Raw genomic sequence first — 20,595 nt, 5'->3', positions numbered from 1 at the left:
CAGCCTCTTGGAAAATTTTTTGACGAGGGACTTGGAAAACAGATTTAGCTGTTCTATAATCTTTCTCTCCCAAGCAACGACCCGCTTGGTTCTGACGAAACAGCTTGGTCGCTGTGAGCCGGAAAACACGGAAAGGTGGCAGAGTGGTCGAATGCGCTGGACTCGAAATCCAGTGTACCTTTAGGGGTACCGTGAGTTCGAATCTCACCCTTTCCGCCACATTTAAAAACCCCCGCTGAACGAAAGTGCAGCGGGGGTTTTGCTTTTGGAAGTCGGAAGCGTTCGCGTGCCTTGCTTCGTGCGTTCCTCGGAGAGTACCGCGGCGGCGTCAGTGCTCGACAAAGAAGTGCTGTGCGACCTGAAGATCGGCACGCCGATCAATGGGAACATCGTGTCGTATGCACGCGTTGGCTTGACGGCTTCCTGGCCGCACATCCGTCTGCACTACGGTGGCGGTATCGAATACAAGTACGCGAAGGCCTGGAGTGCGGCGGGCGAATACTCTGGCGACACGTCGAGCTACCAGCGCACAGCGGCGCCGAGCACAACCTCGAAATCGCGATGCAAACGCGCGCGTCGATGGGCGAGCCGCAAACGCCGCACGTGGTTCGCGGGTGTGCGGACCGGCTACGGATTTCACGGGGACGGTCTGAAATCGGCGCTGCGCGTTGCCGCCGATTTCAACGCGGCGCCGGGATGGACGAGGCTATGACGCATACTCGCATCGCGTCGGTAAGCCGCGTCGGTAAGCCGCGTCGCCGCCGACGTCGCCAACCTCACGCCCGCCGCGTGGCTCCTCAGCTGCGGTGTGATGCACGCGCGGCTACGTCGGAAGCGTCATTGCTTCACTTATCCGCTGTTCTACGTGCGCTTCGATCTGGACCGTCTCCCACTCGACAACAATGTTCGGCGATCCGCATGGGATGCCGGGCGCGTCTGGAGTTGCGTGACTGGTGCGCTGGCGGCGCGATCCTGCGCAAGGAGATATCGGTTTCGCCGACGCGTGGCGCGCGTGGCGGGTCGACACGCCCCATCTCGCCACGCTGTCGCGCGTCGCGATCCGCAACGAGCGCGCGCTGCAACTCACGTGTACGGTGGCTGCTTCGCGCAGTTCCGGTACGGGCTGCGCCATCGGCTCAGGCCGAACACGCGCTCGGGCAGCCGGCGCAATATTCACGCGCATTACGACATCGGCCACGCGTTCTACGCACAGTGGCTCGACCGACGTTCACCTACTCGAGCGCAGTGTTCGACAGCGATCTTCAACCCTCGCTCGAAGACGCACAGCGTGCGAAGTATCAACGCTTCATCGATACGCGAGATTTTGCCTGCGGGCATGCGGGTTCTCGAAACCGGCTGCGACTGGGGCGGTTTTGCGCTGCACGCGGCGCGACAGGGCATCGACCTGCACGGCGCGACGATCGCGCCGGCGCAGCTCGAATTTGCGCAGGCGCGAGCGCACGAGGCAGGGCTCGGCAGCCGGGTCCAACTCGAATTGCGCGACTGCCGGACGTTGACGGGACAGTACGACGGCATCGTTCTCGATCGAAATGTTCGAGGCGGTCTGCGAGACCTTCTGGCCGCCGTGCTTCGGCATGCTGCGCGAGCGTCTGCGTCCCGGCGCGCGCGCTGGTGCAAACCATCACGATCGACGACTCGCACTCGCCGCTTATCGCGCGACGAGCGATCTTTATCCGTGATTTCATTCTTGCGGGGGCATGTTGCCGAGTCCACAGCGTTTCGCCGACGCGGCGTGGCGCGCCAGGCTGGCGGCGTGCACGTCGCTGGCATTCGGCCGCGATGACGCGAAGACCTTGCGCCGCTGGCGCAACGCGTTCGAAGCGCAACTCGATACGATCCACGCGCAAGGCTTCGACGAAGGGTGCACCGACGTCATGCAGTCGTACTCCCCAAAGCCGACTGACCGGTGCGCTGCCGGTTCTCGTGCCGGGACTATGGGCGAGCCAGCACGCGTGCCAATTCGCGCAGCGACGTACACCGTTTGAGACCCGTCGCATGAAGCGCGGACGGGCGGGCGCGATGGATTCCACCTGCCATCCACCGCCGTCACACGATCGCCCGGCTAGCCCGTTCGGCCCATTTTGCCGGGCTCGGGCGGCGATCCTCTGTACAATTGGCCGATCGATCCCGGCGTGGGCCTGCTTTTGCCGTGCCGCTTGCGGCGGCCCGGCGTCCTGCGCCGAACCTCGAACCCCATCCGACTCACATCGATTGAATTCATGGCCATTACTTACAAGACTCCCGACGACATCGCCAAACTGCGCATTTCCGGCCGCCTCGCGGCCGACGTGCTGGCGATGATCGGCGAGCACGTCAAGGCCGGCGTCTCCACTGACGAACTCGACGCGCTGTGCAACGACTACATCGTCAACACGCAAAAGTCGATTCCGGCCAATGTCGGCTATCTGGGGTTTCCCAAGACCGTTTGCACGTCCGTCAACCAGGTGGTGTGCCACGGCATCCCGAATCGCGGCGAGATTCTGAAGGACGGCGACATCATCAACATCGACGTCGCAATCATCAAGGACGGCTATTTCGGCGACACCAGCCGCATGTATTGCGTGGGCCAGCCGAGCACGGTGGCACGCCAGTTGATCGACACGACCTACGAGGCGATGCTCGCCGGCATCCGCGAAGTGAAGCCGGGCGCGACGCTCGGCGACGTCGGCTACGCAATCCAGAAAGTCGCGCAGCGCGACGGCTTTTCAATCGTGCGCGACTACTGCGGGCATGGCATCGGCAAGGTCTATCACGAAGACCCGCAAGTGCTGCATTACGGCCAGCCGGGGCAGGGCGTGCGCCTGAAACCGGGCATGGTCTTCACGATCGAGCCGATGATCAACGCCGGCCGCGCCGGCACCAGCGTGCAACGCGACGGCTGGACGGTGGTCACGAAAGACCGCTCGCTGTCCGCCCAATGGGAGCACATGATTGCCGTCACGGACGACGGTTATGAACTGCTGACGCCCTGGCCGGATGGCACCGGTAGCTACGAAGCGCCGTGAGTACGCAGCGCACGCAACACCTGGCTGCTTGCAGCTGGCAGCCTATGCCGCCGGCATGACATGCCGTGGCTTTGTGCGTGCCGCGTGCGAATCGTCGAGCCATGGCGCGGTCTGGTCAATAATGATTTGACTCGCGCGCCGGTTCGGTTAAAGCTACGCCTTAGGGTTTCAAGGGGTTTTCGTCTGCATGAGTCCGTCATTGACCGTTCGCCGTATCGCCGCTGATCAGGGCGCCGTTTTTCGCGAACTCCGTACTGCGTCGCTACGCGAGGCGCCCTATGCCTTCGGCGCGACGCTCGAAGACGCGTTGTCGGCCGATGCAGCCAGTTTCGACACCACCGCCGTGGAGCGCGCGGTTTCGTTCTCCGTTGCCACTTTCATCCTCTACACCGAAGGCCACCCGGCCGGCCTGATCGAAGCGCATTTCGACGACACCGCCGCGCGCCGCGCGTTCGTCTGCGAGTTGTGGGTAGCGCCGGCCGTGCGTCATCTGCGCGGCGGCGAACTGCTGGTCGACACGGCCGGCCATTGGCTCGCCGGCGAAGGCGCGACGGAAATCTACGCGTGGGTCGCCGACGCCAACCGCAACGCCATGCGCTTTTACGAGGCGCTCGGCTTCGGTCCGACCGGCGAACACCGGCGTGTCGAACGCGCGCCCGAGCAAGTCGAAAGTCTGCTGGTGCGCCACGTGCCGAGCACCTCACAGGCGTCCCAGCAGTGATCTCGCGAGCGGCCCAACAGTCTGCCGCTCGAATCCCCTCCGCGTCAGTCCAGCAATCGTGGCCGGCTCCCGGTCTTGCGAGCAGCCCGATCCTTGGCCATGGCGCGGCCCGAACGCCCTGTGCGTGGTTGCGTCGATCGAGGTGGCTCGTCGAGGTCGTGCATTCACCGGCAAAAAAGCTGGCCGCGCGCGTGGACGCCTGTAAAATACGCAAAATTTTTTGCCGAACGCTATGTCGCCCAAGAAATCGCCTTTTTTCGAACTCCGCAGCGGCTCGGTCGATACGCTCCTGTTCGTGGTCAAGACGACCGACCTCGATGCCATGCGTGCCGAGCTGACCCGGCGCTTCGAGGCGACCCCCGAGTTTTTCGCTAACGACGTCGTCGCGATCGACGTGCGGCGTCTCGCCGACAACGAACGCGTGCGGCTTGCCGACATCGCGCAACTGCTCGACAGCGTGCGCATGCGTCCGGTCGGCGTGGTCGCCGACGCGCAGCAGAAGTGGGCGGCGGAATCGGCGCTGCCGTTGCTCGAAGCGCGCGATCGTCGCGGCGCGGTGGCGAAGCCTGCCGACGAAGGCAGCACCGACGCGGCAAGCGGCACGAGCGGTGCTGCGCCGGCGGCAGACGCGCCGGCCCAGGCGAGCCTGCTTCCGCCCGAGGTCCCCGAATCCGGCTCCCCCACTGCGCTCGAGCCGGCTGTCGCCGCCGAGCCCGTGCGTCTCGCCACGTCGTCGCAAACGATGGTGGTCGAGAAGCCGTTGCGCTCCGGTCAACGCATCTACGCAAAGGGCGATCTGGTCGTGCTCGGTCTTGTGAGCTACGGCGCGGAAGTGATCGCGGAAGGGAACATCCATATTTACGCGCCGCTGCGTGGCCGGGCATTGGCCGGCGTGCAGGGCAATCACGACGCGCGCATTTTCTGCACGTGTCTCGAACCGGAACTCATCTCGATCGCGGGCATCTATCGAACGACCGAGAACCCGCTGCCATCCGATGTACTCGGCAAGCCGGTGCAGATCTGGCTCGAAGAAGAAAAGCTGATGATCGAACCGCTGCGGCTCACGTAAGTGACGCGAAACGGGTGCGGCGCTAAACGAATCCGGCGCGCGGCGTTTCGCGGCAAATATGGCCGCACATAATTAATGAATTTGACGAACACAAGGTAAGGGTAATGGCAAAAATCATTGTGGTGACTTCGGGCAAGGGTGGCGTGGGCAAGACGACCACGAGCGCGAGCTTTGCATCGGCCCTCGCACTGCGTGGCAGCAAAACCGCCGTGATCGACTTCGACGTCGGCCTGCGTAACCTCGATCTCATCATGGGTTGTGAGCGCCGTGTGGTGTACGACCTGATCAACGTGATCCAGGGCGAAGCCAACCTGAACCAGGCGCTGATCAAGGACAAGAAGTGCGAGAACCTGTTCATCCTGCCGGCCTCGCAGACGCGCGATAAGGACGCGTTGACGATGGAAGGCGTCGAGAAGGTCATCAACGACCTGATCGCGATGGACTTCGAATACATCGTCTGCGATTCGCCGGCCGGTATCGAATCGGGCGCGCTGCTCGCGATGCACTTCGCCGACGAAGCGCTGATCGTGACCAACCCCGAAGTGTCGTCCGTACGCGACTCGGACCGCATTCTCGGCATCCTGTCGTCGAAGACCAAGCGCGCGATCGAAGGCAAGGAGCCGATCAAGGAACACCTGCTGATCACCCGCTACAACCCGAAGCGCGTCAGCGAAGGCGAAATGCTGTCGCTCACCGACATTCAGGAAATTTTGCGCATCGATCTGATCGGCGTGATTCCGGAATCGGAAGCGGTGCTGCACGCGTCCAACCAGGGTCTGCCCGCCGTGCATCTGGACGGCACCGACGTGGCCGAAGCCTATAAGGATGTCGTGTCGCGTTTTCTCGGCGAGCAGAAGTCGCTTCGCTTTACCGATTACCAGAAGCCCGGGCTGCTGCAGCGCCTCTTCGGCACCAAGTAAGGGGAGCGCACGTAATGTCGATTCTTTCGTTTTTGCTGGGAGAGAAAAAGAAGTCCGCGTCGGTAGCGAAGGAACGCCTGCAGTTGATCATCGCGCACGAGCGCGCCGGCGGCCACGCGCCCGCCGATTATCTGCCTGCGTTGCAACGTGAACTGGTTGCCGTGATTTCGAAGTACGTGAAGATTTCCGATGACGATATTCGCGTGAGTCTCGAGCGTCAGGACGATCTCGAAGTGCTCGAGGTCAAGATCGAAATACCGCAGGCCTGAGCGGCCGCAAGCGGTTCTGTTCTGCGGCTGGTTTCAGCCGATGTACGCCGCGCGGTGTTGCGTTGAGATGACGTGGCGCCGTGCGGTGTTCGCTGCGTGATTGTCGAGTGCGCGGCTGCCAGTCGTTTCCTTGCCGTTTCCTGCCGTTTCCTGCCGTTTCCTGCCGTTTCATTTCCCCCTCGTTTTCTTCGAGCCGTCGCGAGCCGCGCTGCGTCGCTGGCCCAGCCGCGTCTTTAAGTGTCGCGCAAGCCCGTCCTGACGCTTTCCCATGCGCAGTCCGTGCGTCGAAATAAACCGTTGCACTTCAGCGTGTGCCGTTACACGCGCACCGTCAGCCGGTCGCAGCCCTCGCGCATTAAACGGATAACGCCGTATCCGGTGTTTAATCAGAGAGGGAAATCATGAACAGAACCTTTCGCTTGCTGCTGACCCATACCGTGTTGATCGCGGCTGGTGCCGCCGCTGTGGCGTGCGCGTCGGCCGAAGTGGTCGTGATCGCGCCGTCCGAGCCGCCGCCTGTGCGTGACGAAGCCGTGCCCGCGGCGCGAGCCGGCTACGTGTGGGACCACGGTCACTGGCGCTGGGATCATGGCCGCTACGTCTGGGTCGCGGGACACTGGCAGGCCGAGCGCATCGGCTATCACTGGGTACCGGGCCACTGGGTCTCGCAGGGTCCGCACTACCGGTGGGTGCAGGGCCACTGGGCGTAACGCGAGAACGTCGGGCAAGGCACGGCGCGTTCGATCTCGCTCGCGTCGCCTTCACCCGTTCGACAACACGGGCGCCGCGTAGCGCGCGCCCGTCGCTTCAGGAAAACACGTGATGAAAAAGAATCTGCTTCTGCTTGCCGCGCTGGCGGTGATACTGGCCGGCTGTGTCATCGTGCCGGCCCGGCCGTTGTATGTGCACGCGCCGCGCGTCGTCGTTTATTGACGCGGCGTGTCGGCGCTGTCTTCGGCAGGCGGCTCGCCGTCGACCGGCTCCATTGCCGGTTCGGGCACGTCGAGCACCTCGGGGACTTCGGGCGTTGGCGCGGGCGTCGGCTGCGGCAGCGGCGCCATATAACGTTGCGCCAGCGACTCGTAGAGTGGCGGCGCGAACAGGCGCGACACGCGGCTCGCGATCAACGCGGTGGCCATCAGCGAAATCACCAGCGCGTGGCCGTCGATCATCTCCATCACGATCACGAACGACGTAATCGGAGACTGCGTCACGGCGGCGAGATAGCCGACCATTGCGAGCGCGATCAGCATCGGCAACTGCATCGAGTCGAACACCATGTGCAGCAGATTGCCGAAGCCCGCCCCGATCGACAGCGACGGCGCGAAGATACCGCCCGGAATGCCGGGCAGGTATGAGCCGATCATCGCGATCATCTTCAGGAACGGATAGAAGACCGACAGGCGCTCATGGCCGTCGAGCAATCCGCGCGCTTCCGCATACCCGCTGCCGAAGGTCGTGCCGCCCGAAATCAGCCCGACCAATGCGATCGTGAAACCGCACAACGCGGCGAACACGACCGGCCGTTCGCTGTGCAATCGACGCAGCGGCGCGGGAATCCAGCGCGCGGTGTTTAGCAGCAGCCAGCCGAACACGCCGCCGGCAATGCCGGTGACGAGCGCGGTGAGCAACACCGCGAGCGCAAGCAGGTCAGGGAAGTGCACGCCGATCTGGATGGTGCCGAAATACGTGTAGTTGCCGTTCAGCCCAAGCGCGATTACGCCGGCGATGATGATCGCCGTAATCAGTACGCCGCTCGCGCGCGCCTCGAAGCTGCGCGTCAGTTCCTCGATGGCGAACACGATGCCGGCGAGCGGCGTATTGAAGGCGGCGGATAAGCCCGCGGCCGCGCCGGCCAGCACCAGTTGCCGCTCGATCTGGGCATTGGAGCGCGGATAGAGCCGCCGCAGATTGAACATGAGCGCCGCGCCGACTTGCACGGTCGGTCCTTCACGGCCGATGGTGAAGCCGCCCAGAATCCCCAGAAACGACACGGCGATCTTGCCGAACAGAATCCGGAACGACAGCAGCCGTTCGCCGTAGGGACCGGGTTTCGAATGCAGCGTCGCGATCACTTGCGGGATGCCACTGCCCTCGGCGCCGCGAAAGAAGGTGCGCGTGAGCCAGACGGCGAGCGCCGCGACCGCGGGCGTGACGATGAGCGGCGCCCATGCGTGCCCTTGCTGCAAGGAGCGGAATTCGGCGTAGCCCCAGTCGATCAGGCGGGCATACAGCACCGCGATCAGGCCAACGGCGATCGCGCCGAGCCAGAAAATGCCGTACTGCCGCCAGAGGCGTTTAGCGCGGCGCAGGAGGACGGATGGACGCAGAGAGAAGAGTTTGGGCATGGCAGGCTGGCGCGAAAGCGTAAAGTATAGAGCGCCGCGCGCGTGCAAACGCGTATGAAAAGTTTTTTGAAATGCCGCAGAATCGTCGCGTCGCAGACGCGTGACGTAATGCGCGGTATTGCGATTGAGGCGTGCGGGCCAATGCGATGTGGCAAAAAGATTTCAATCGTCGGCTAAAATGATGTGATTTTTGAACAACTAACAGGTCTTCAATGAAGCGAGTCCTCATCGTCAAGGTCACCTCACTCGGCGATATCGTGCAGGCGCTGCCGGTCGTCGCCGATATCAAGCGCGCGTTTCCAGGCGTTCAGGTCGATTGGGCGGCAGACGAGGCTTTCGCCGAACTCGTGCACTGGAGCGAAAGCGTGGACCGCGTGCTGTGCGCGCCGTTGCGCCGCTTCAAGAAAGCGCGCAACTGGAGCGACCTCAAGGCCATCTGGGCGTCCATCGCCGAGTTGCGCGCGTATCGCTACGATTCCATCATCGACATTCACGGTGTCTACAAGAGCGCGATCATCGCGTTCCTCGCACGCTCGTCACGGCGTATCGGCTACCAGTCCCAGGATCTGGGCGAGCGGGGCGCTGCCTTCGCCTATACCGGGCGATTCGGCCCGCGTCCGCAAGGCAATGCCTGGCACGGCATGCGCATCAGCGCAGGCGAGGCGCTCGGCTACGAGGTGGACGGCCCGCCCGTCTACAATCTGCGCCTGCCTGAACCGGCCAGCGCGCCGTTCGCCGCGGACAGCGCGCCGGTCGCGGCGTTTTTCCACGCCACCTCCAAAGACGACAAGAAGTGGCCGCTGAGTCATTGGGTCGAGGTCGGCCTCGACCTCGCGGGACGCGGTTTTCGCGTGGTCTTGCCGTGGGGTTCGGACGCCGAACGCGCCGAGGCGGAGAAGATCGCCGCGCAGGTGCCGGGCGCGAATGTGCTGCCGAAAATGAGCGTGACCGAAATCGCGCAGATGATCGACGCGTGCGCGCTGGTGGTCGGCACGGACACGGGCTTCGTCCATCTTGCTCACGCGTTGCAGAAGCGCACTGTGATGATCTTCGTGGCGACGTCGCCGTCACATTGCGGCGTCGAATCGCCGAATCGTTCCATCTCGATCGGTGACGGCCATTCGGTGCCGCCGGTCAGCGCCGCACTCGACGCGATCGACTACGTGCATGGCAAGCCGCATGAGCGCGCCAACGAGCCGCGTTCGGCCATCGCGTGAGCGAGTCGCGGCGGCGTCCTGCTGGTGGCGCAATCGTTTGCTCGAAAAGAAAAGAGGCGTGACGCGCATCCGCCCAATCCACCGGGCGCTGCGACGTAACGCCTCCGAAAACGCCCGTGTCGGGGAACGGCGGGCGGAGAGGAAATCATTGCAAAAATCGGAACCTGCATCGGCTGCCTGATGCAGCGGTCCGGCTACGCGTTCCGATCTCAGTGTCGGTCAGCGTGAGATTCGCGGCGCTCCTCGCACATTACACGCCTGTTAAATCTGTCGCTTTCCGTTGAGTGCGTCATTGCTTATGCCGGCTGTGTTCGCATGTCTGGCGGCTTTGGCCTAGCGTGCGCCGCAGCGCAAACCCGTGCCTATCCCGCCATGGCTTGAACCGCCTGCGCCACGCCAGCGGGCGCGCGCACGCAATTCATGCACGTTCAACGCAGTATAGGCGCTGATTTCCGCCGACGTGAACCGATCCTCCGATGCTTCGGAGCGGGCGAGTTACTCGCACCGATCATGTAACGCGTTGGTGATGTTCCCTTACAAATCGCAACGTTCCCGTGGGTCGAGGTCGTGTCCAATCGGGTCATTCGGGGATTTGGCTCGAATGAATCTCGACTCGATGGAGAACAATATGAAACGCTTGATCTTGACCCTCGCCGCCGGCACGCTCCTCGCAACGGCACTCGGCGGCTGCATCGTTGCCCCGGCGCCGGGCTACTACGGTGGCGGCTACCACCATCACGGCGGCTATTACTACCGGTAAGCCACCGCGGATACGCCGCTCAGGCCATCAGCATTTCGAACGCGACTACCGCGGCAATGGCAGCCGCGTTCGCAGCCACTGCTTCGACGACGATGCCCTTCCATGTCGCCGGACGAAAACGCAACGCGAGCAGCAGCGCACCGAGCAGCGCGAGCGCGATGATCATCACGATGTCCGAGTTGTGAAGATGAATGTTCATCCGGGCCTCCCTGCTTGCCTTAGGGTTGTTCAAGCTGAGTATAGGCAAGTCAAAAAGGCGCGCAAGGCAGGGGATTTACCCAGAGAATGCCCGGTAAGCAGAACGAAAGCCGAGCTTGAGCGCAAGGGCAACGGATGCCGCCACGGCGTGTCCATCAGGCGCCGGGCGGCTTTGCAATTGAGGCATCGGCAGAGGACCCGTGCGCCGATGCCGTCTACGGCGTTACATCAGGCGCGCGTCGCGCGTTTCGCGCATGCACAGCACGCCGATCAGGCTGACCGCCGCAGCCACCGACACATACATGCCGACCCACGGCAGCCCGCCGTGCGCGGACAGCACCTGGGCGATATACGGCGCGACCGAGGCGCCGAGAATCCCGCCCAGGTTATATGCGACGCCCGCGCCGGTATAGCGCACGTTGGTCGGAAACAGCTCCGGCAGCAGCGCGCCCATCGGCGCGAAGGTCACGCCCATCAGGAACAGCTGGATCACGAGAAACAGCAGCACCAGCGGCGTTTCTCCGCTGCCAAGCAGCGGCGCCATCGTGAAGCCCGACAGAATTGCCGCGATGATGCCGACGATCAGCACCGGCTTGCGCCCGAAGCGGTCGCTCGCCCGCGCCGACAGGGGCGTCGCGAGCGCCATGAACACGACCGCGATGCACAGCAGGCCGAGGAACGTCTGCCGCGGAATATGCAGCACCGACACGCCGTACGACAGCGAGAACGTGGTCGCGTTGTAGAACAGCGTGTAGCAGACCACCATCGCAAGTGCGCCTAGCACAGTCGGCACCCAGTGTTGCGACAGCAGCGTGGCGATCGGCACCTTGACGCGTTCCTTGCGCTCGATGGCGGCCTGGAAGGCGGGCGTCTCGGCGATTTTCAGGCGCACGTACAGGCCGAGCACGACCAGCACCGAGCTGACGATGAACGGCACGCGCCAGCCCCAGCTGCGGAACTGCTCGTCGCTCAATGACGTGGCCAGCGCGAAGAACAGCCCGTTGGATGCGAGAAAGCCGATCGACGGCCCGAGCTGCGGGAACATGCCGAACCACCCTCGCTTGCCGGCCGGCGCGTTTTCGGTGGCGAGCAGCGCCGCGCCGCCCCATTCGCCGCCGAGGCCGATGCCCTGGCCGAAGCGCAGCACGCACAGCAGGATCGGCGCGAGGCTGCCGATCGAGTCGTAGCCCGGCACGAAGCCGATCAGCGTGGTCGACAGGCCCATCACGAGCAGCGAGGCGACCAGAGTCGATTTACGGCCGATGCGGTCGCCGAAGTGGCCGAACAGGAACGAGCCGATCGGCCGAGCGATGAACGCGATGCCGAACGTGACGAAGGCCGACAAGGCCTGGGCGGTCGTCGAGCTATGCGGGAAAAACACCGGTCCGATGACGAGCGCCGCAGCGGTCGCGTAGACGTAGAAATCGTAGAACTCGATCGCGGTGCCGATGAAGCTCGCGAAGATGATCCGCGCGCTGCTGTTCTGCCCGCTTGCGTTGGGCTGGGCCGAGGAAATCGGCGATGTGGACATGCAGGGTCTCCAGGTATCGTAGGGCCGCCGGGGCGCCGTGCGTCGACATTCGTCGAAGCTCGACGGCGCGTGCCGGGCGGCATCTTTTTGGGTTCGCCAGCCCGGCGCCGCTCGCTGGCTCAGTGAAGCCACGTGCGGCGCGGGCGATGAAGCGACAGCTTACAACGGCAGCCCACCCAGGTCGCGCGCGACAGTGGCCATACCAGGGGAATAACCAGGTGGGTTGCATGACGCGTGCGGATGACGAGGCGGCCGGTGCGGCACGACGCGCTGACTGCCCGGTATGAGCCATCGGGCGTCAAACCTGAGCATCAGACGTCGCGTGCATCGCACATCAAGCAGACGGCGCGCGCGGATGGCACGGCGGCGCTGCAATCGGGCGTCGCGTCGCGCCGGCGGGTAGCCGGGCGGCGTGAGCCATGCCGGAAGGCTCCGGCGCAGGGAATCGGAAAATTATAGCGAGCGCGGGCGCCGAGCAGCAATGACGGCGTAAGGATCGCCGTGTGCGGTGCAATTGTGGCGAGGCGGTTGCCAGGCTGCGATGCAATCGTAATGACATCGGCCTGACGTGCACAGTCGCGCCGCGCGCCGCAAAGCCATCCGCTTTCAATCGATCGTCTGCGCTTGCGGCGAAGCAAGCTCACGCAACTGGAACTTGCCGTCGTCGTTGAACAGCCAGTCTTCGAACAGTTCGAGTTGGCCGCGCCCATTCAGCAGCTTGCCGGGCGGGTGCGGCAGCGGAGCGGCGCGCCGCAGCGTGGCGAGCGCGGTGCTCTCGGTTTCATCGTCGCCATTGGTGCGATACACCGACGACTCCACGATGTGCCCGTTGCGATCCACCGTGAACGACACGACCACCAGCGAGCGCAGCATCGCCTGCGGCGTGCCGCGCAGCACGTATGAAGGATTGCGCTCGGTGATGCGCCGCGCGACCGCCTCGCGATACTGATCGAGCGTCGCGCTGTTGATTGCGGCTACCGGCGTATTGACGGCGGCCTCGTGCGGCGGCAGCGTGATCGTGCAGCCGGCCACGGCGGCGGCCAGCGCCATGGTGAGCAGCGCCTGCCGCGCGCGCGATGGCGCCGCGCCCGCGCGGGCCGCGCAGCGGCCGGTCAGGCTGAGAAGGTGACGCGAGCGGGTGATCATCGTCGGCGCAAAGCATGGAGAGGACCTGCTTTGATGGTAGTCAAAACCCGCCAGGATGCAATCGGCGTTCGCCCGCAATGGGCCTCGACGTACCGCCGCGCTCGCGTGTAATAGCCGGAAATATGAGGCGGGTTGGTCGGCGCACGGAACACGCATACACTTCGATGGCCTCCTTCGGGAGGCATCGGTGGAAGTCTTTTTTTAAGCCCGCTTCGTGCGGGCTTTATTTTTTTGTGCGGCGACGCGTTCGCAGCAGACTGCTGCGGGCCCACCTGGCCCGGCAAATAAAAAAGGCGAACCCGCTGACGGGGCCGCCTTCCTCTAGCATGCGTGATGCGAACGGTAAGCGGCGCTGGCTAACCTGTCGCGCCGCCTCCTGCCACTTTCGTTACTTCAACGCCGCACGTGCAGCCTTCACCGCCGCGAGCACCTGCTCCGGCGCAGTGCCGCCCGGATGATTGCGGCTCGCGACCGAGCCTTCGAGCGTCAGGTACGAGAACACGTCCTCGCCGATCAGATGCGCGACGTTCGGCAGCTCGGCGCGCATTTCTTCGAGCGTCAGGTCCGCGAGATCGCAGCCGCGATCCGCACAGATACGCACGGCCAGCGCGACCGCTTCGTGCGCGTCGCGGAACGGCAGGCCGCGCTTGACCAGGTAGTCGGCAAGGTCGGTCGCCGTGGAGAAGCCTTGCAACGCGGCATCGCGCATCGCTTGCGGCTTCACCGAAATACCGGCGACCATTTCGGCGAAGATCCGCAGCGTGTCGGCCACCGTATCGACGGTGTCGAACAGCGGTTCCTTGTCTTCCTGATTGTCCTTGTTGTACGCGAGCGGCTGGCCTTTCATCAGCGTGAGCAGCGCCATCAGATGGCCGTTCACGCGGCCGGTCTTGCCGCGCGCGAGCTCGGGCACGTCCGGGTTTTTCTTCTGCGGCATGATTGACGAACCGGTGCAGAAACGGTCGGCCAGATCGATGAAGCCGACGCGCGGGCTCATCCACAGCACGAGCTCTTCTGAGAAGCGCGACACATGCGTCATGACGAGCGCCGACGCCGCCGTGAATTCGATCGCGAAGTCACGGTCGGAGACCGCATCGAGCGAGTTCGCGCAGATGCCGTCGAAGCCGAGCGTCTGCGCCACCGCGTGACGGTCGATCGGATAGCTGGTGCCGGCGAGCGCCGCCGCGCCGAGCGGCAGGCGGTTCACGCGCTTGCGGCAATCGAGCATGCGCTCGGCGTCGCGCGAAAACATTTCGACGTAGGCGAGCAGGTGATGGCCGAACGTGACTGGCTGCGCGACTTGCAGGTGCGTGAAGCCCGGCATGATGGTCGACGCGTTCTTCTCCGCCATGTCGAGCAGCGCGGTGCGCAGCTCGGTCAGCAAGCCGCCAATCCGGTCGATCTCGCCGCGCAGCCACAGACGGATATCGGTCGCGACCTGGTCGTTGCGCGAGCGGCCGGTGTGCAGGCGCTTGCCCGCATCGCCGATCAGCGCGGTCAGGCGCGCTTCGATGTTCAGGTGCACGTCTTCCAGATCGAGTTGCCACTCGAACTCGCCGCGTTCGATTTCACCCTTGATCTGCGCCATGCCGCGCTGGATCGCGGCGAGGTCGTCGGCGGCGATGATCTTCTGCGCGGCCAGCATCGAGGCGTGCGCGAGCGACCCTTCGATATCGACGAGCGCCAGACGCTTGTCGAAGAAAACCGACGACGTATAGCGTTTGACGAGCTCCGACATCGGCTCCGAGAAGCGAGCCGACCAGGCTTCGCCTTTTTTGTGCAGTTGGGACGTCATGGTGTTGGGCAGTTAAGCGGCAGTTGAGCGAGCGGTGAACAGGCTGTCGGCGCGCCATGCACGTCACGTACGGTGCAAAGGTGCCGCCGAAGCGAGGAAAGACAGGGATTTTAACACTGGCGGTGGGGCTGACAGACGCTGCGGACCTGCGCGTGGTCGGGGCGTCCGGCTGGCAGCGCTTCGAGCGCGCGAGGCGCCGCCGGGCACGCGCCTATTCGCGCACCAGCACCACCAGCTTCAGATCCTCGCGATGCGCGGGCTTGAAGGTGATCTGGTCATAGACGAGGCGTCCATCACGCGGATGGTTGAACTCGCGCCGTCCACCCTCGCGGCCGCCCACGTCCTGCGACGCCCAGAAGCGCGTAAACGCGTCGCTCGCCGCGCTCAGCGAGTCGATCAGCGCACGCGTGGGCGCGTCGCTCAGATGGCGGATCGAGTCGGCGCGGAATTCGGCAGCGAGCCGCCGCGCCCGCGTTTCCCAATCGACGATCAATTCACGCGCGGCCGGCTCGGTGAACGTGTAGCGCAGCAGATTGCGATCGTGCGCGCCGTCCAGCCAGCCGACGAACAGATCGGCCGCGCGCTCGTTCCACGCGAGCGCATTCCACTGCCGGTCGAGCACGTAGGCCGGCGCGTTCACGAGTTGCACCGTCTCCAGCAAGGTGGCGGGCGCGTCGGCGGCGGCCGGGTCGGGCTCGGCGGGGTCGCGCTGCGCGGCCAGCTCGAACAGATAAGCCCGCTCCGCGCGTGACAGTTGCAGCGCAACCGCGATGCGCGCGAGCGCGTCGGCGGATGCGGACACTGGCCGGCCTTGCTCGATCCATGTGTACCAGGTCGGGCTCACGCCGCATAGCTGCGCGACTTCCTCGCGCCGCAAGCCGGGCGTGCGGCGGCGCGGGCCGGGCGGCAGGCCGACCGCTTGCGGCGAAAGCCGCTCGCGATGAGCGCGGATGAAGTCGCCGAGCGCGCGGGCCGGGGTGGCGTCGAGCGGCGGCGGGTGGTTGGCGGAAGACGGCGTGGTCATGCTGATCGGCTGTGCGTGTGGGGCGTTGTTTTCGGGGGGTAATGCGGATACCAGAATAATCGCTTAACTTGTACCGGTACACGGCGGGCCCTATTGTAGCGGCTGGAACCGCGAAATGCCTCCCAGCGCTGTTGCGGCGCTGTCCCCAATCCACAACTGGAGCCTCCCCATGAAGCATCACGATCAGGTCGCCGACGCCTTTGGCTCGACCGCCGCCGCGTATTTGACGAGTCAAACCCATGCAACCGGCGCCGATCTGCGGATGCTGGCCGAGTCGATTGCCGCCACGCCGGGCGCGACGGTGCTCGACATGGGCTGTGGCGCGGGGCACGCGAGTTTCGCGGTCGCGCCCCATGCGAAGGACGTGGTCGCCTACGACATCGCGCCGCAAATGCTCGCGACGGTCGACGGTGCGGCGAAGGAGCGCGGCCTTGCCAACATCCGCACGCAGCAGGGCGCGGCCGAAACGCTGCCGTTCGACGATCATTCATTCGACTGGGCGATCAGCCGCATGAGCGCGCATCACTGGCACGATGTGCCGGCCGCCCTCGCCGAAGTGCGGCGCGTGCTGAAGCCGGGCGGCCAGGTGTTGTTCGTCGATATTGCCGGGATCGATCATCCGTTGCTCGACACGCATATCCAGGCGATCGAGTTGCTGCGCGACGGCTCGCATATCCGCGATTACCGCGCCGACGAATGGGTTGCGTTGTTCGAAGCGGCGGGGTTCAAGGCGGCGATTCGCGAGCGCTGGCGCATCGATATCGAGTTCGCTTCGTGGGTTGCGCGCATGCGCACGCCGGAACCGCGCGTGGTGGCGATCCACTCGCTGTGGGACGGTGCGCCCGATGAAGTGCGGCAGTATTTCGACGTGCAGGCGGATCACTCTTTCAAGCTCGACGCTTTGATGATCGCCGCGCAGTAAGCGCCGCCGCAAACGAAAAAACGAAAACGGCGGGATGCCGACAAACTGATATCCCGCCGCAGCGAACCACCTCGACGCTACGCGGCGCCCAATCTGCGCACGCCGCTTGCACGGCAGTGCGCGGACTCAACCCGTATTGCGCAACCCCGCTGCAATCCCGTTGATGCTCAGATGAATCCCGCGCCGCACGCGCGCATTGGTATCGCCCCCGCGATGCCGCTTGAGCAGTTCCACCTGCAAGTGATTCAACGGATCGAGATACGGGAAGCGGTTCTTGATCGACCGCGCGAGCAGCGGATTTTCCGCGAGCCGCTCGCTCTTGCCGGTGATTTCCGACAACACCTTCGAGGTGCGCTCCCACTCCGCGACGATCCGCTCGAACACGTGCTTGCGCAGCTTCTTGTCCGACACGAGCGCTGCATAGCGCGACGCAACCGCGAGGTCGGTCTTGGCGAGCACCATGTCCATGTTCGACAGCAGGTTCGAAAAGAACGGCCACGTCTTGTGCATTTTCTTCAGGAGCGCGAGACGGCGTGCGCGTTCAGCATCGCTCGGCGCGCTGTCGAGATGCGCGGCCACCGCGCTGCCGAAGCCGTACCAGCCGGTGAGCAGCAAACGGCATTGCCCCCACGAGAAGCCCCAGGGAATCGCGCGCAGATCTTCGATCTTGCGTTGCTTAGGGTCCTGCAATTTGCGTGAAGCGGGCCGGCTGCCGATGTTCAGTTCGGCGATCTCCGCGATTGGCGTCGACTCGAAGAAATACTCCTTGAAACCGGGCGTTTCGTAGACCAGCGCGCGATACGAGGCCATCGCCGCGTCGGACAACTGCTGCATCGTTTCCTCGAACGCGGGCAGTTGCTCAGGCGCATTGCCGTGCGGCAGCAACGATGCTTCGAGCGTCGCGGCCACCACCGTTTCCAGGTTGCGCCGGCCGATGTCCGGATTGCCAAACTTGCTCGCGATCACTTCGCCCTGCTCGGTCAAGCGGATCTGCCCATCGACGGTGCCCGGCGGCTGCGACAGAATGGCCTGATAGGTCGGGCCGCCGCCACGGCCGACGGTGCCACCGCGTCCATGGAACAGACGCAGCGTCACGCCGCGTTCGTTGAACAGCGACACCAGCGCGAGTTCCGCGCGATACAGCTCCCAGTTCGACGTGAGGAAGCCGCCGTCCTTGTTGCTGTCCGAGTAGCCGAGCATCACTTCCTGCTCGTTGCCCTGATGTTCGATCAGCGCATCGACGCCCGGCAGCGCGATCAGATCGCGCATGATGTGCGGCGCATTGCGCAAGTCGGGGATCGTTTCGAACAGCGGGATCACCATCAGGCCCGCGTGAGCCGGATCCTTCGCGTCGCCCAGACGCCCGCGCAGCAAACCGGTTTCCTTTTGCAGCAGCATCACTTCGACCAGATCGCTGACAGTTTCCGTGTGCGAAATGATGTAGTTGCGCACCGCGCGCGCACCGAACTTCTCACGCGTGACGCGCGCTTCTTCGAGCACGCCGAGTTCGCTCTTCACGAGGTCCGAGTAGTCGGCGTACGGCAGACGCAGCGGACGCGGCTGCGCGAGTTCGGCGAGCAGCACCTCGAGCTTGTCTTCTTCGGAGAGCGCCGCGTAGTCGTCCTCGACGCCCGCGCGCCTGAGCAGTTCCGCGATCACCGCTTCGTGGATGTCCGAGCTTTGCCGCAAGTCGATGCTCGCGAGATGGAAGCCGAACACTTCGGCGGCGCGTGCGAGCGGCGACAGACGCGGTGCGGCGAGCGGCGCGCCATGATGCTCGGCGAGCGAATCGATCAGCACGTGCAGGTCGCGCACGAATTCAGACGAGTCGTCATAGGGCTTCGCGCGGATGGGCGCCGCGCCGCGGCCCGCGCTGCGCACCGGCACGCTGCCTTCGCCCAGACGCACGCGCGCGCTCGCCGCGAGCCGCGTGTACATGCCGATCAGCGCGCGCCGGTACGGCTCGTCGGTGCGATGCGGCGACTGGTCGGGCGAGGTGGCCGCGAGTTCCTTGAGCGCATCGCTCGCGCCGGCCAGCAGGTTCGACACCGACAACTCCGCGCCGAGCTTGTGCACCTGCTCCATGTAGTGCTCGAAGATCACCGCGGCCTGGCGCGTGATCGCGTTTTCGAGGGTCTCGGCGGTGACGTTCGGATTGCCGTCGCGGTCGCCGCCGATCCAGCTGCCCATCTGGAAGAACGGCGGCAGTCGCGCTTCGAGACCGTGCTCCTTGAGCGACTCTTCGATGTCGGCGTAGAGCGCCGGGATTTCTTCGAGGAAGGTCGCGCGGTAATACGACAGCGCGTTTTCGATTTCATCGGCGACGGTCAGACGCGAGTCGCGCAGCATCCGCGTTTGCCAGAGGGACGTGACGCGCGCGCGCAGCATTGCTTCGTTGTGTGCGCGTTCACGGTTGGTCAACTGCTGGTCGCGCTCGGCGAGCAGACGCGCGACGTCGTGCTGCGCGTCGAGAATGCTCTTGCGCTGGACTTCGGTCGGGTGAGCGGTCAGCACAGGCACGATCAGCGCGTCGTTGAAGAACTGCTGCAGCACGGGCGTGGCGGCCGCGCCCGCTTCGACCAGGCGTTCGAGCGCATGGGCGATCGTGCCCGGCTGCGAGGTCGAGCCGGCCAGCGCGTGAATCCGGTGACGCCGGTTACGGTGACGGTCTTCTGCGATGTTCGCGAGATGCGAGAAGTAGCTGAACGCACGCACCACGCTAACGGTTTGCTCCGGGCTCAGTGAGCGCAGCTTCTTCTCGAGCGTCTGCGCGGCGGCGCTGTCGTCCTCGCGACGAAAACGCACGGCGGTCTGACGGATCGTTTCGACGACGTCGAACACCTCGTCGCCTTCCTGCTCGCGCAGCACGTCGCCGAGCAGGCGGCCCAGATAGCGAATGTCCTGGAACAGCGGATGGTCCTTGTTCTCACGCGTGCGGCCATTGCTTTTCGGCGCGGCTATTGGGGTGTCGGCCGACACGGCTTGCAATGCGGGCGCGCTCGCGGGTTCCGCGACGGCGCTGGTCGCCACCGCTTTGACTTTCGCGGACGCGGCGGCCTTGGGCGGCTTGTCCGCTTTGTCTGCTTTATTCGCCTTGACGGTCTTCAGCGCTTTGTTCGCCGTGACCGGGGTGGAGGTCTTCGCGGCCTTGGTGGCTTTGGCGGCCAACGCGGTTTTGCCGGCGCGGTGGCCGGCTGTCGATGCGGCTTGGGCTGCGTCGCCGATCTCGGCAGCGGTGGCGGCGGAATTCGTGGGCGCAGCGGCGTCGGCCGCGCGTGCGTTGGGCGATGCAGTGTTGCGGCGGGCAGGGCGCGCCGATCCGGAAGACGTCACGATGGGTTTCCTCAGGGAAGCCAGGGTCTGTTAAGTGATGAACTGCTACTGCGGAACTGCACTTGGAACTGCAACGTGAACTGCACGAAACGGTCAGGACCGATGGCACTACGCCGGAGAGGGGGAGGCGCATTCGCACGGACCGCACGAACCACGCGAGGTGCACTCGCTGAGTACACCCCACGCCACGCGCCACGCGCGAAGACATGTACGCCTGCAGGCGACGCGGGTTACGCCGCATTGCATCATCCCGCATGCCGGGGCACGGTGCGCGAACGACCGTGCGTGAACATAAGCGGGAATGGGGCAGGCGCGC

The 20,595-nt window shown here is 64.7% G+C and carries 19 protein-coding genes, 1 tRNA gene and 1 pseudogene; 14 read left to right on the top strand and 7 right to left on the bottom strand.

All coding sequences use genetic code 11. The annotated features are described in order from the left end of the window. The first annotated feature begins 129 nt into the window (after window positions 1-129). From CIC12_RS16245 to CIC12_RS16200, 11 genes and pseudogenes are all read left to right on the top strand, one after another. A tRNA-Ser gene (locus CIC12_RS16245) sits at window positions 130-219 on the top strand. 112 nt (window positions 220-331) lie between these two features. Continuing rightward, window positions 332-712, top strand: a complete 381-nt coding sequence (locus CIC12_RS16240; RefSeq protein WP_168665018.1) for a hypothetical protein — start codon at window positions 332-334, stop codon at window positions 710-712. A 99-nt stretch (window positions 713-811) separates the two neighbouring features. Next, window positions 812-856 (top strand): annotated as a pseudogene (locus CIC12_RS33880) (hypothetical protein); the annotation flags it as partial. A 9-nt stretch (window positions 857-865) separates the two neighbouring features. Next, window positions 866-1,804, top strand: a complete 939-nt coding sequence (locus CIC12_RS33770; protein ID WP_446728017.1) for an SAM-dependent methyltransferase — start codon at window positions 866-868, stop codon at window positions 1,802-1,804. Further along, entirely contained in the window at window positions 1,719-2,006 is a 288-nt protein-coding gene (locus tag CIC12_RS16230) for a hypothetical protein (protein ID WP_168665017.1), read from the top strand. The genes CIC12_RS33770 and CIC12_RS16230 overlap by 86 nt, the downstream gene beginning before the upstream one ends. Before the next feature lie 234 nt (window positions 2,007-2,240). Further along, complete coding sequence (gene map, locus CIC12_RS16225) at window positions 2,241-3,026, top strand: type I methionyl aminopeptidase (protein ID WP_168665121.1); 786 nt, start codon at window positions 2,241-2,243, stop codon at window positions 3,024-3,026. Window positions 3,027-3,213: 187 nt separating this feature from the next. Then, window positions 3,214-3,747 (top strand): GNAT family N-acetyltransferase, encoded by a 534-nt coding sequence (locus CIC12_RS16220; RefSeq protein ID WP_168665120.1) that lies wholly within the window; start codon window positions 3,214-3,216, stop codon window positions 3,745-3,747. 232 nt (window positions 3,748-3,979) lie between these two features. Continuing rightward, window positions 3,980-4,816, top strand: coding sequence for a septum site-determining protein MinC (gene minC, locus CIC12_RS16215; protein ID WP_168665119.1), 837 nt, complete (start codon window positions 3,980-3,982; stop codon window positions 4,814-4,816). 104 nt (window positions 4,817-4,920) lie between these two features. Further along, the gene (gene minD / locus CIC12_RS16210; RefSeq protein ID WP_007175863.1) at window positions 4,921-5,736 is read left to right on the top strand and encodes a septum site-determining protein MinD; all 816 of its coding nucleotides are present in this window, start codon (window positions 4,921-4,923) and stop codon (window positions 5,734-5,736) included. A 14-nt stretch (window positions 5,737-5,750) separates the two neighbouring features. Then, window positions 5,751-6,005, top strand: coding sequence for a cell division topological specificity factor MinE (gene minE, locus CIC12_RS16205; protein WP_008922443.1), 255 nt, complete (start codon window positions 5,751-5,753; stop codon window positions 6,003-6,005). Window positions 6,006-6,406: 401 nt separating this feature from the next. Further along, window positions 6,407-6,715: a YXWGXW repeat-containing protein gene (locus tag CIC12_RS16200; RefSeq protein WP_168665118.1), complete on the top strand. Its 309-nt coding sequence runs from the start codon at window positions 6,407-6,409 to the stop codon at window positions 6,713-6,715. A 216-nt stretch (window positions 6,716-6,931) separates the two neighbouring features. Here CIC12_RS16200 and CIC12_RS16195 read toward each other — a convergent pair whose 3' ends face one another. Further along, the gene (locus CIC12_RS16195) at window positions 6,932-8,353 is read right to left on the bottom strand and encodes a chloride channel protein (RefSeq protein WP_168665117.1); all 1,422 of its coding nucleotides are present in this window, start codon (window positions 8,351-8,353) and stop codon (window positions 6,932-6,934) included. Window positions 8,354-8,565: 212 nt separating this feature from the next. Here CIC12_RS16195 and waaC point away from each other — a divergent pair, with 212 nt between their 5' ends. Continuing rightward, the gene (waaC, locus tag CIC12_RS16190; protein ID WP_168665116.1) at window positions 8,566-9,570 is read left to right on the top strand and encodes a lipopolysaccharide heptosyltransferase I; all 1,005 of its coding nucleotides are present in this window, start codon (window positions 8,566-8,568) and stop codon (window positions 9,568-9,570) included. A gap of 628 nt (window positions 9,571-10,198) precedes the next feature. Next, window positions 10,199-10,330 carry a hypothetical protein gene (locus CIC12_RS33645; RefSeq protein ID WP_274597559.1) on the top strand — a complete coding sequence of 44 codons (132 nt, stop codon included), beginning with the start codon at window positions 10,199-10,201 and terminating at the stop codon, window positions 10,328-10,330. A 19-nt stretch (window positions 10,331-10,349) separates the two neighbouring features. Here CIC12_RS33645 and CIC12_RS16185 read toward each other — a convergent pair whose 3' ends face one another. The 5 genes from CIC12_RS16185 to CIC12_RS16165 form a co-directional block, all read right to left on the bottom strand. Beyond that, entirely contained in the window at window positions 10,350-10,529 is a 180-nt protein-coding gene (locus CIC12_RS16185) for a hypothetical protein (protein ID WP_168665115.1), read from the bottom strand. Between the two features lie 222 nt (window positions 10,530-10,751). After that, complete coding sequence (locus tag CIC12_RS16180) at window positions 10,752-12,059, bottom strand: MFS transporter (RefSeq protein ID WP_168665114.1); 1,308 nt, start codon at window positions 12,057-12,059, stop codon at window positions 10,752-10,754. A 606-nt stretch (window positions 12,060-12,665) separates the two neighbouring features. Further along, a complete protein-coding gene (locus CIC12_RS16175) occupies window positions 12,666-13,205 on the bottom strand; it encodes an energy transducer TonB family protein (RefSeq protein ID WP_168665113.1) in 540 nt (179 codons plus the stop codon). Between the two features lie 388 nt (window positions 13,206-13,593). Next, on the bottom strand, window positions 13,594-15,000 hold the full coding sequence (argH, locus tag CIC12_RS16170; protein ID WP_168665112.1) for an argininosuccinate lyase: 1,407 nt from the start codon (window positions 14,998-15,000) through the stop codon (window positions 13,594-13,596). A 211-nt stretch (window positions 15,001-15,211) separates the two neighbouring features. After that, on the bottom strand, window positions 15,212-16,024 hold the full coding sequence (locus CIC12_RS16165) for a helix-turn-helix transcriptional regulator (RefSeq protein ID WP_168665111.1): 813 nt from the start codon (window positions 16,022-16,024) through the stop codon (window positions 15,212-15,214). Window positions 16,025-16,193: 169 nt separating this feature from the next. Here CIC12_RS16165 and CIC12_RS16160 point away from each other — a divergent pair, with 169 nt between their 5' ends. Next, entirely contained in the window at window positions 16,194-16,946 is a 753-nt protein-coding gene (locus CIC12_RS16160) for a class I SAM-dependent methyltransferase (RefSeq protein WP_168665110.1), read from the top strand. Window positions 16,947-17,072: 126 nt separating this feature from the next. On the opposite strand, the gene ppc is transcribed toward CIC12_RS16160, so the two are convergent. Then, a complete protein-coding gene (gene ppc / locus CIC12_RS16155) occupies window positions 17,073-20,279 on the bottom strand; it encodes a phosphoenolpyruvate carboxylase (protein WP_168665108.1) in 3,207 nt (1,068 codons plus the stop codon). Window positions 20,280-20,595: the final 316 nt, after the last annotated feature.

The organism is Paraburkholderia sp. SG-MS1, assembly GCF_012275575.1.
Classification (GTDB): Bacteria; Pseudomonadota; Gammaproteobacteria; order Burkholderiales; family Burkholderiaceae; genus Paraburkholderia.
This window is presented reverse-complemented; position numbering and strand designations above follow the sequence as displayed.

Coding starts and splice junctions, on each gene's coding strand:
- CIC12_RS16230 (WP_168665017.1), top strand. CDS start 1,719: ATGTTGCCGAGTCCACAGCGTTTCGCCGACGCGGCGTGGCGCGCCAGG.
- map (WP_168665121.1), top strand. CDS start 2,241: ATGGCCATTACTTACAAGACTCCCGACGACATCGCCAAACTGCGCATT.
- CIC12_RS16220 (WP_168665120.1), top strand. CDS start 3,214: ATGAGTCCGTCATTGACCGTTCGCCGTATCGCCGCTGATCAGGGCGCC.
- minC (WP_168665119.1), top strand. CDS start 3,980: ATGTCGCCCAAGAAATCGCCTTTTTTCGAACTCCGCAGCGGCTCGGTC.
- minD (WP_007175863.1), top strand. CDS start 4,921: ATGGCAAAAATCATTGTGGTGACTTCGGGCAAGGGTGGCGTGGGCAAG.
- minE (WP_008922443.1), top strand. CDS start 5,751: ATGTCGATTCTTTCGTTTTTGCTGGGAGAGAAAAAGAAGTCCGCGTCG.
- CIC12_RS16200 (WP_168665118.1), top strand. CDS start 6,407: ATGAACAGAACCTTTCGCTTGCTGCTGACCCATACCGTGTTGATCGCG.
- CIC12_RS16195 (WP_168665117.1), bottom strand. CDS start 8,353: ATGCCCAAACTCTTCTCTCTGCGTCCATCCGTCCTCCTGCGCCGCGCT.
- waaC (WP_168665116.1), top strand. CDS start 8,566: ATGAAGCGAGTCCTCATCGTCAAGGTCACCTCACTCGGCGATATCGTG.
- CIC12_RS33645 (WP_274597559.1), top strand. CDS start 10,199: ATGAAACGCTTGATCTTGACCCTCGCCGCCGGCACGCTCCTCGCAACG.
- CIC12_RS16185 (WP_168665115.1), bottom strand. CDS start 10,529: ATGAACATTCATCTTCACAACTCGGACATCGTGATGATCATCGCGCTC.
- CIC12_RS16180 (WP_168665114.1), bottom strand. CDS start 12,059: ATGTCCACATCGCCGATTTCCTCGGCCCAGCCCAACGCAAGCGGGCAG.
- CIC12_RS16175 (WP_168665113.1), bottom strand. CDS start 13,205: ATGATCACCCGCTCGCGTCACCTTCTCAGCCTGACCGGCCGCTGCGCG.
- argH (WP_168665112.1), bottom strand. CDS start 15,000: ATGACGTCCCAACTGCACAAAAAAGGCGAAGCCTGGTCGGCTCGCTTC.
- CIC12_RS16165 (WP_168665111.1), bottom strand. CDS start 16,024: ATGACCACGCCGTCTTCCGCCAACCACCCGCCGCCGCTCGACGCCACC.
- CIC12_RS16160 (WP_168665110.1), top strand. CDS start 16,194: ATGAAGCATCACGATCAGGTCGCCGACGCCTTTGGCTCGACCGCCGCC.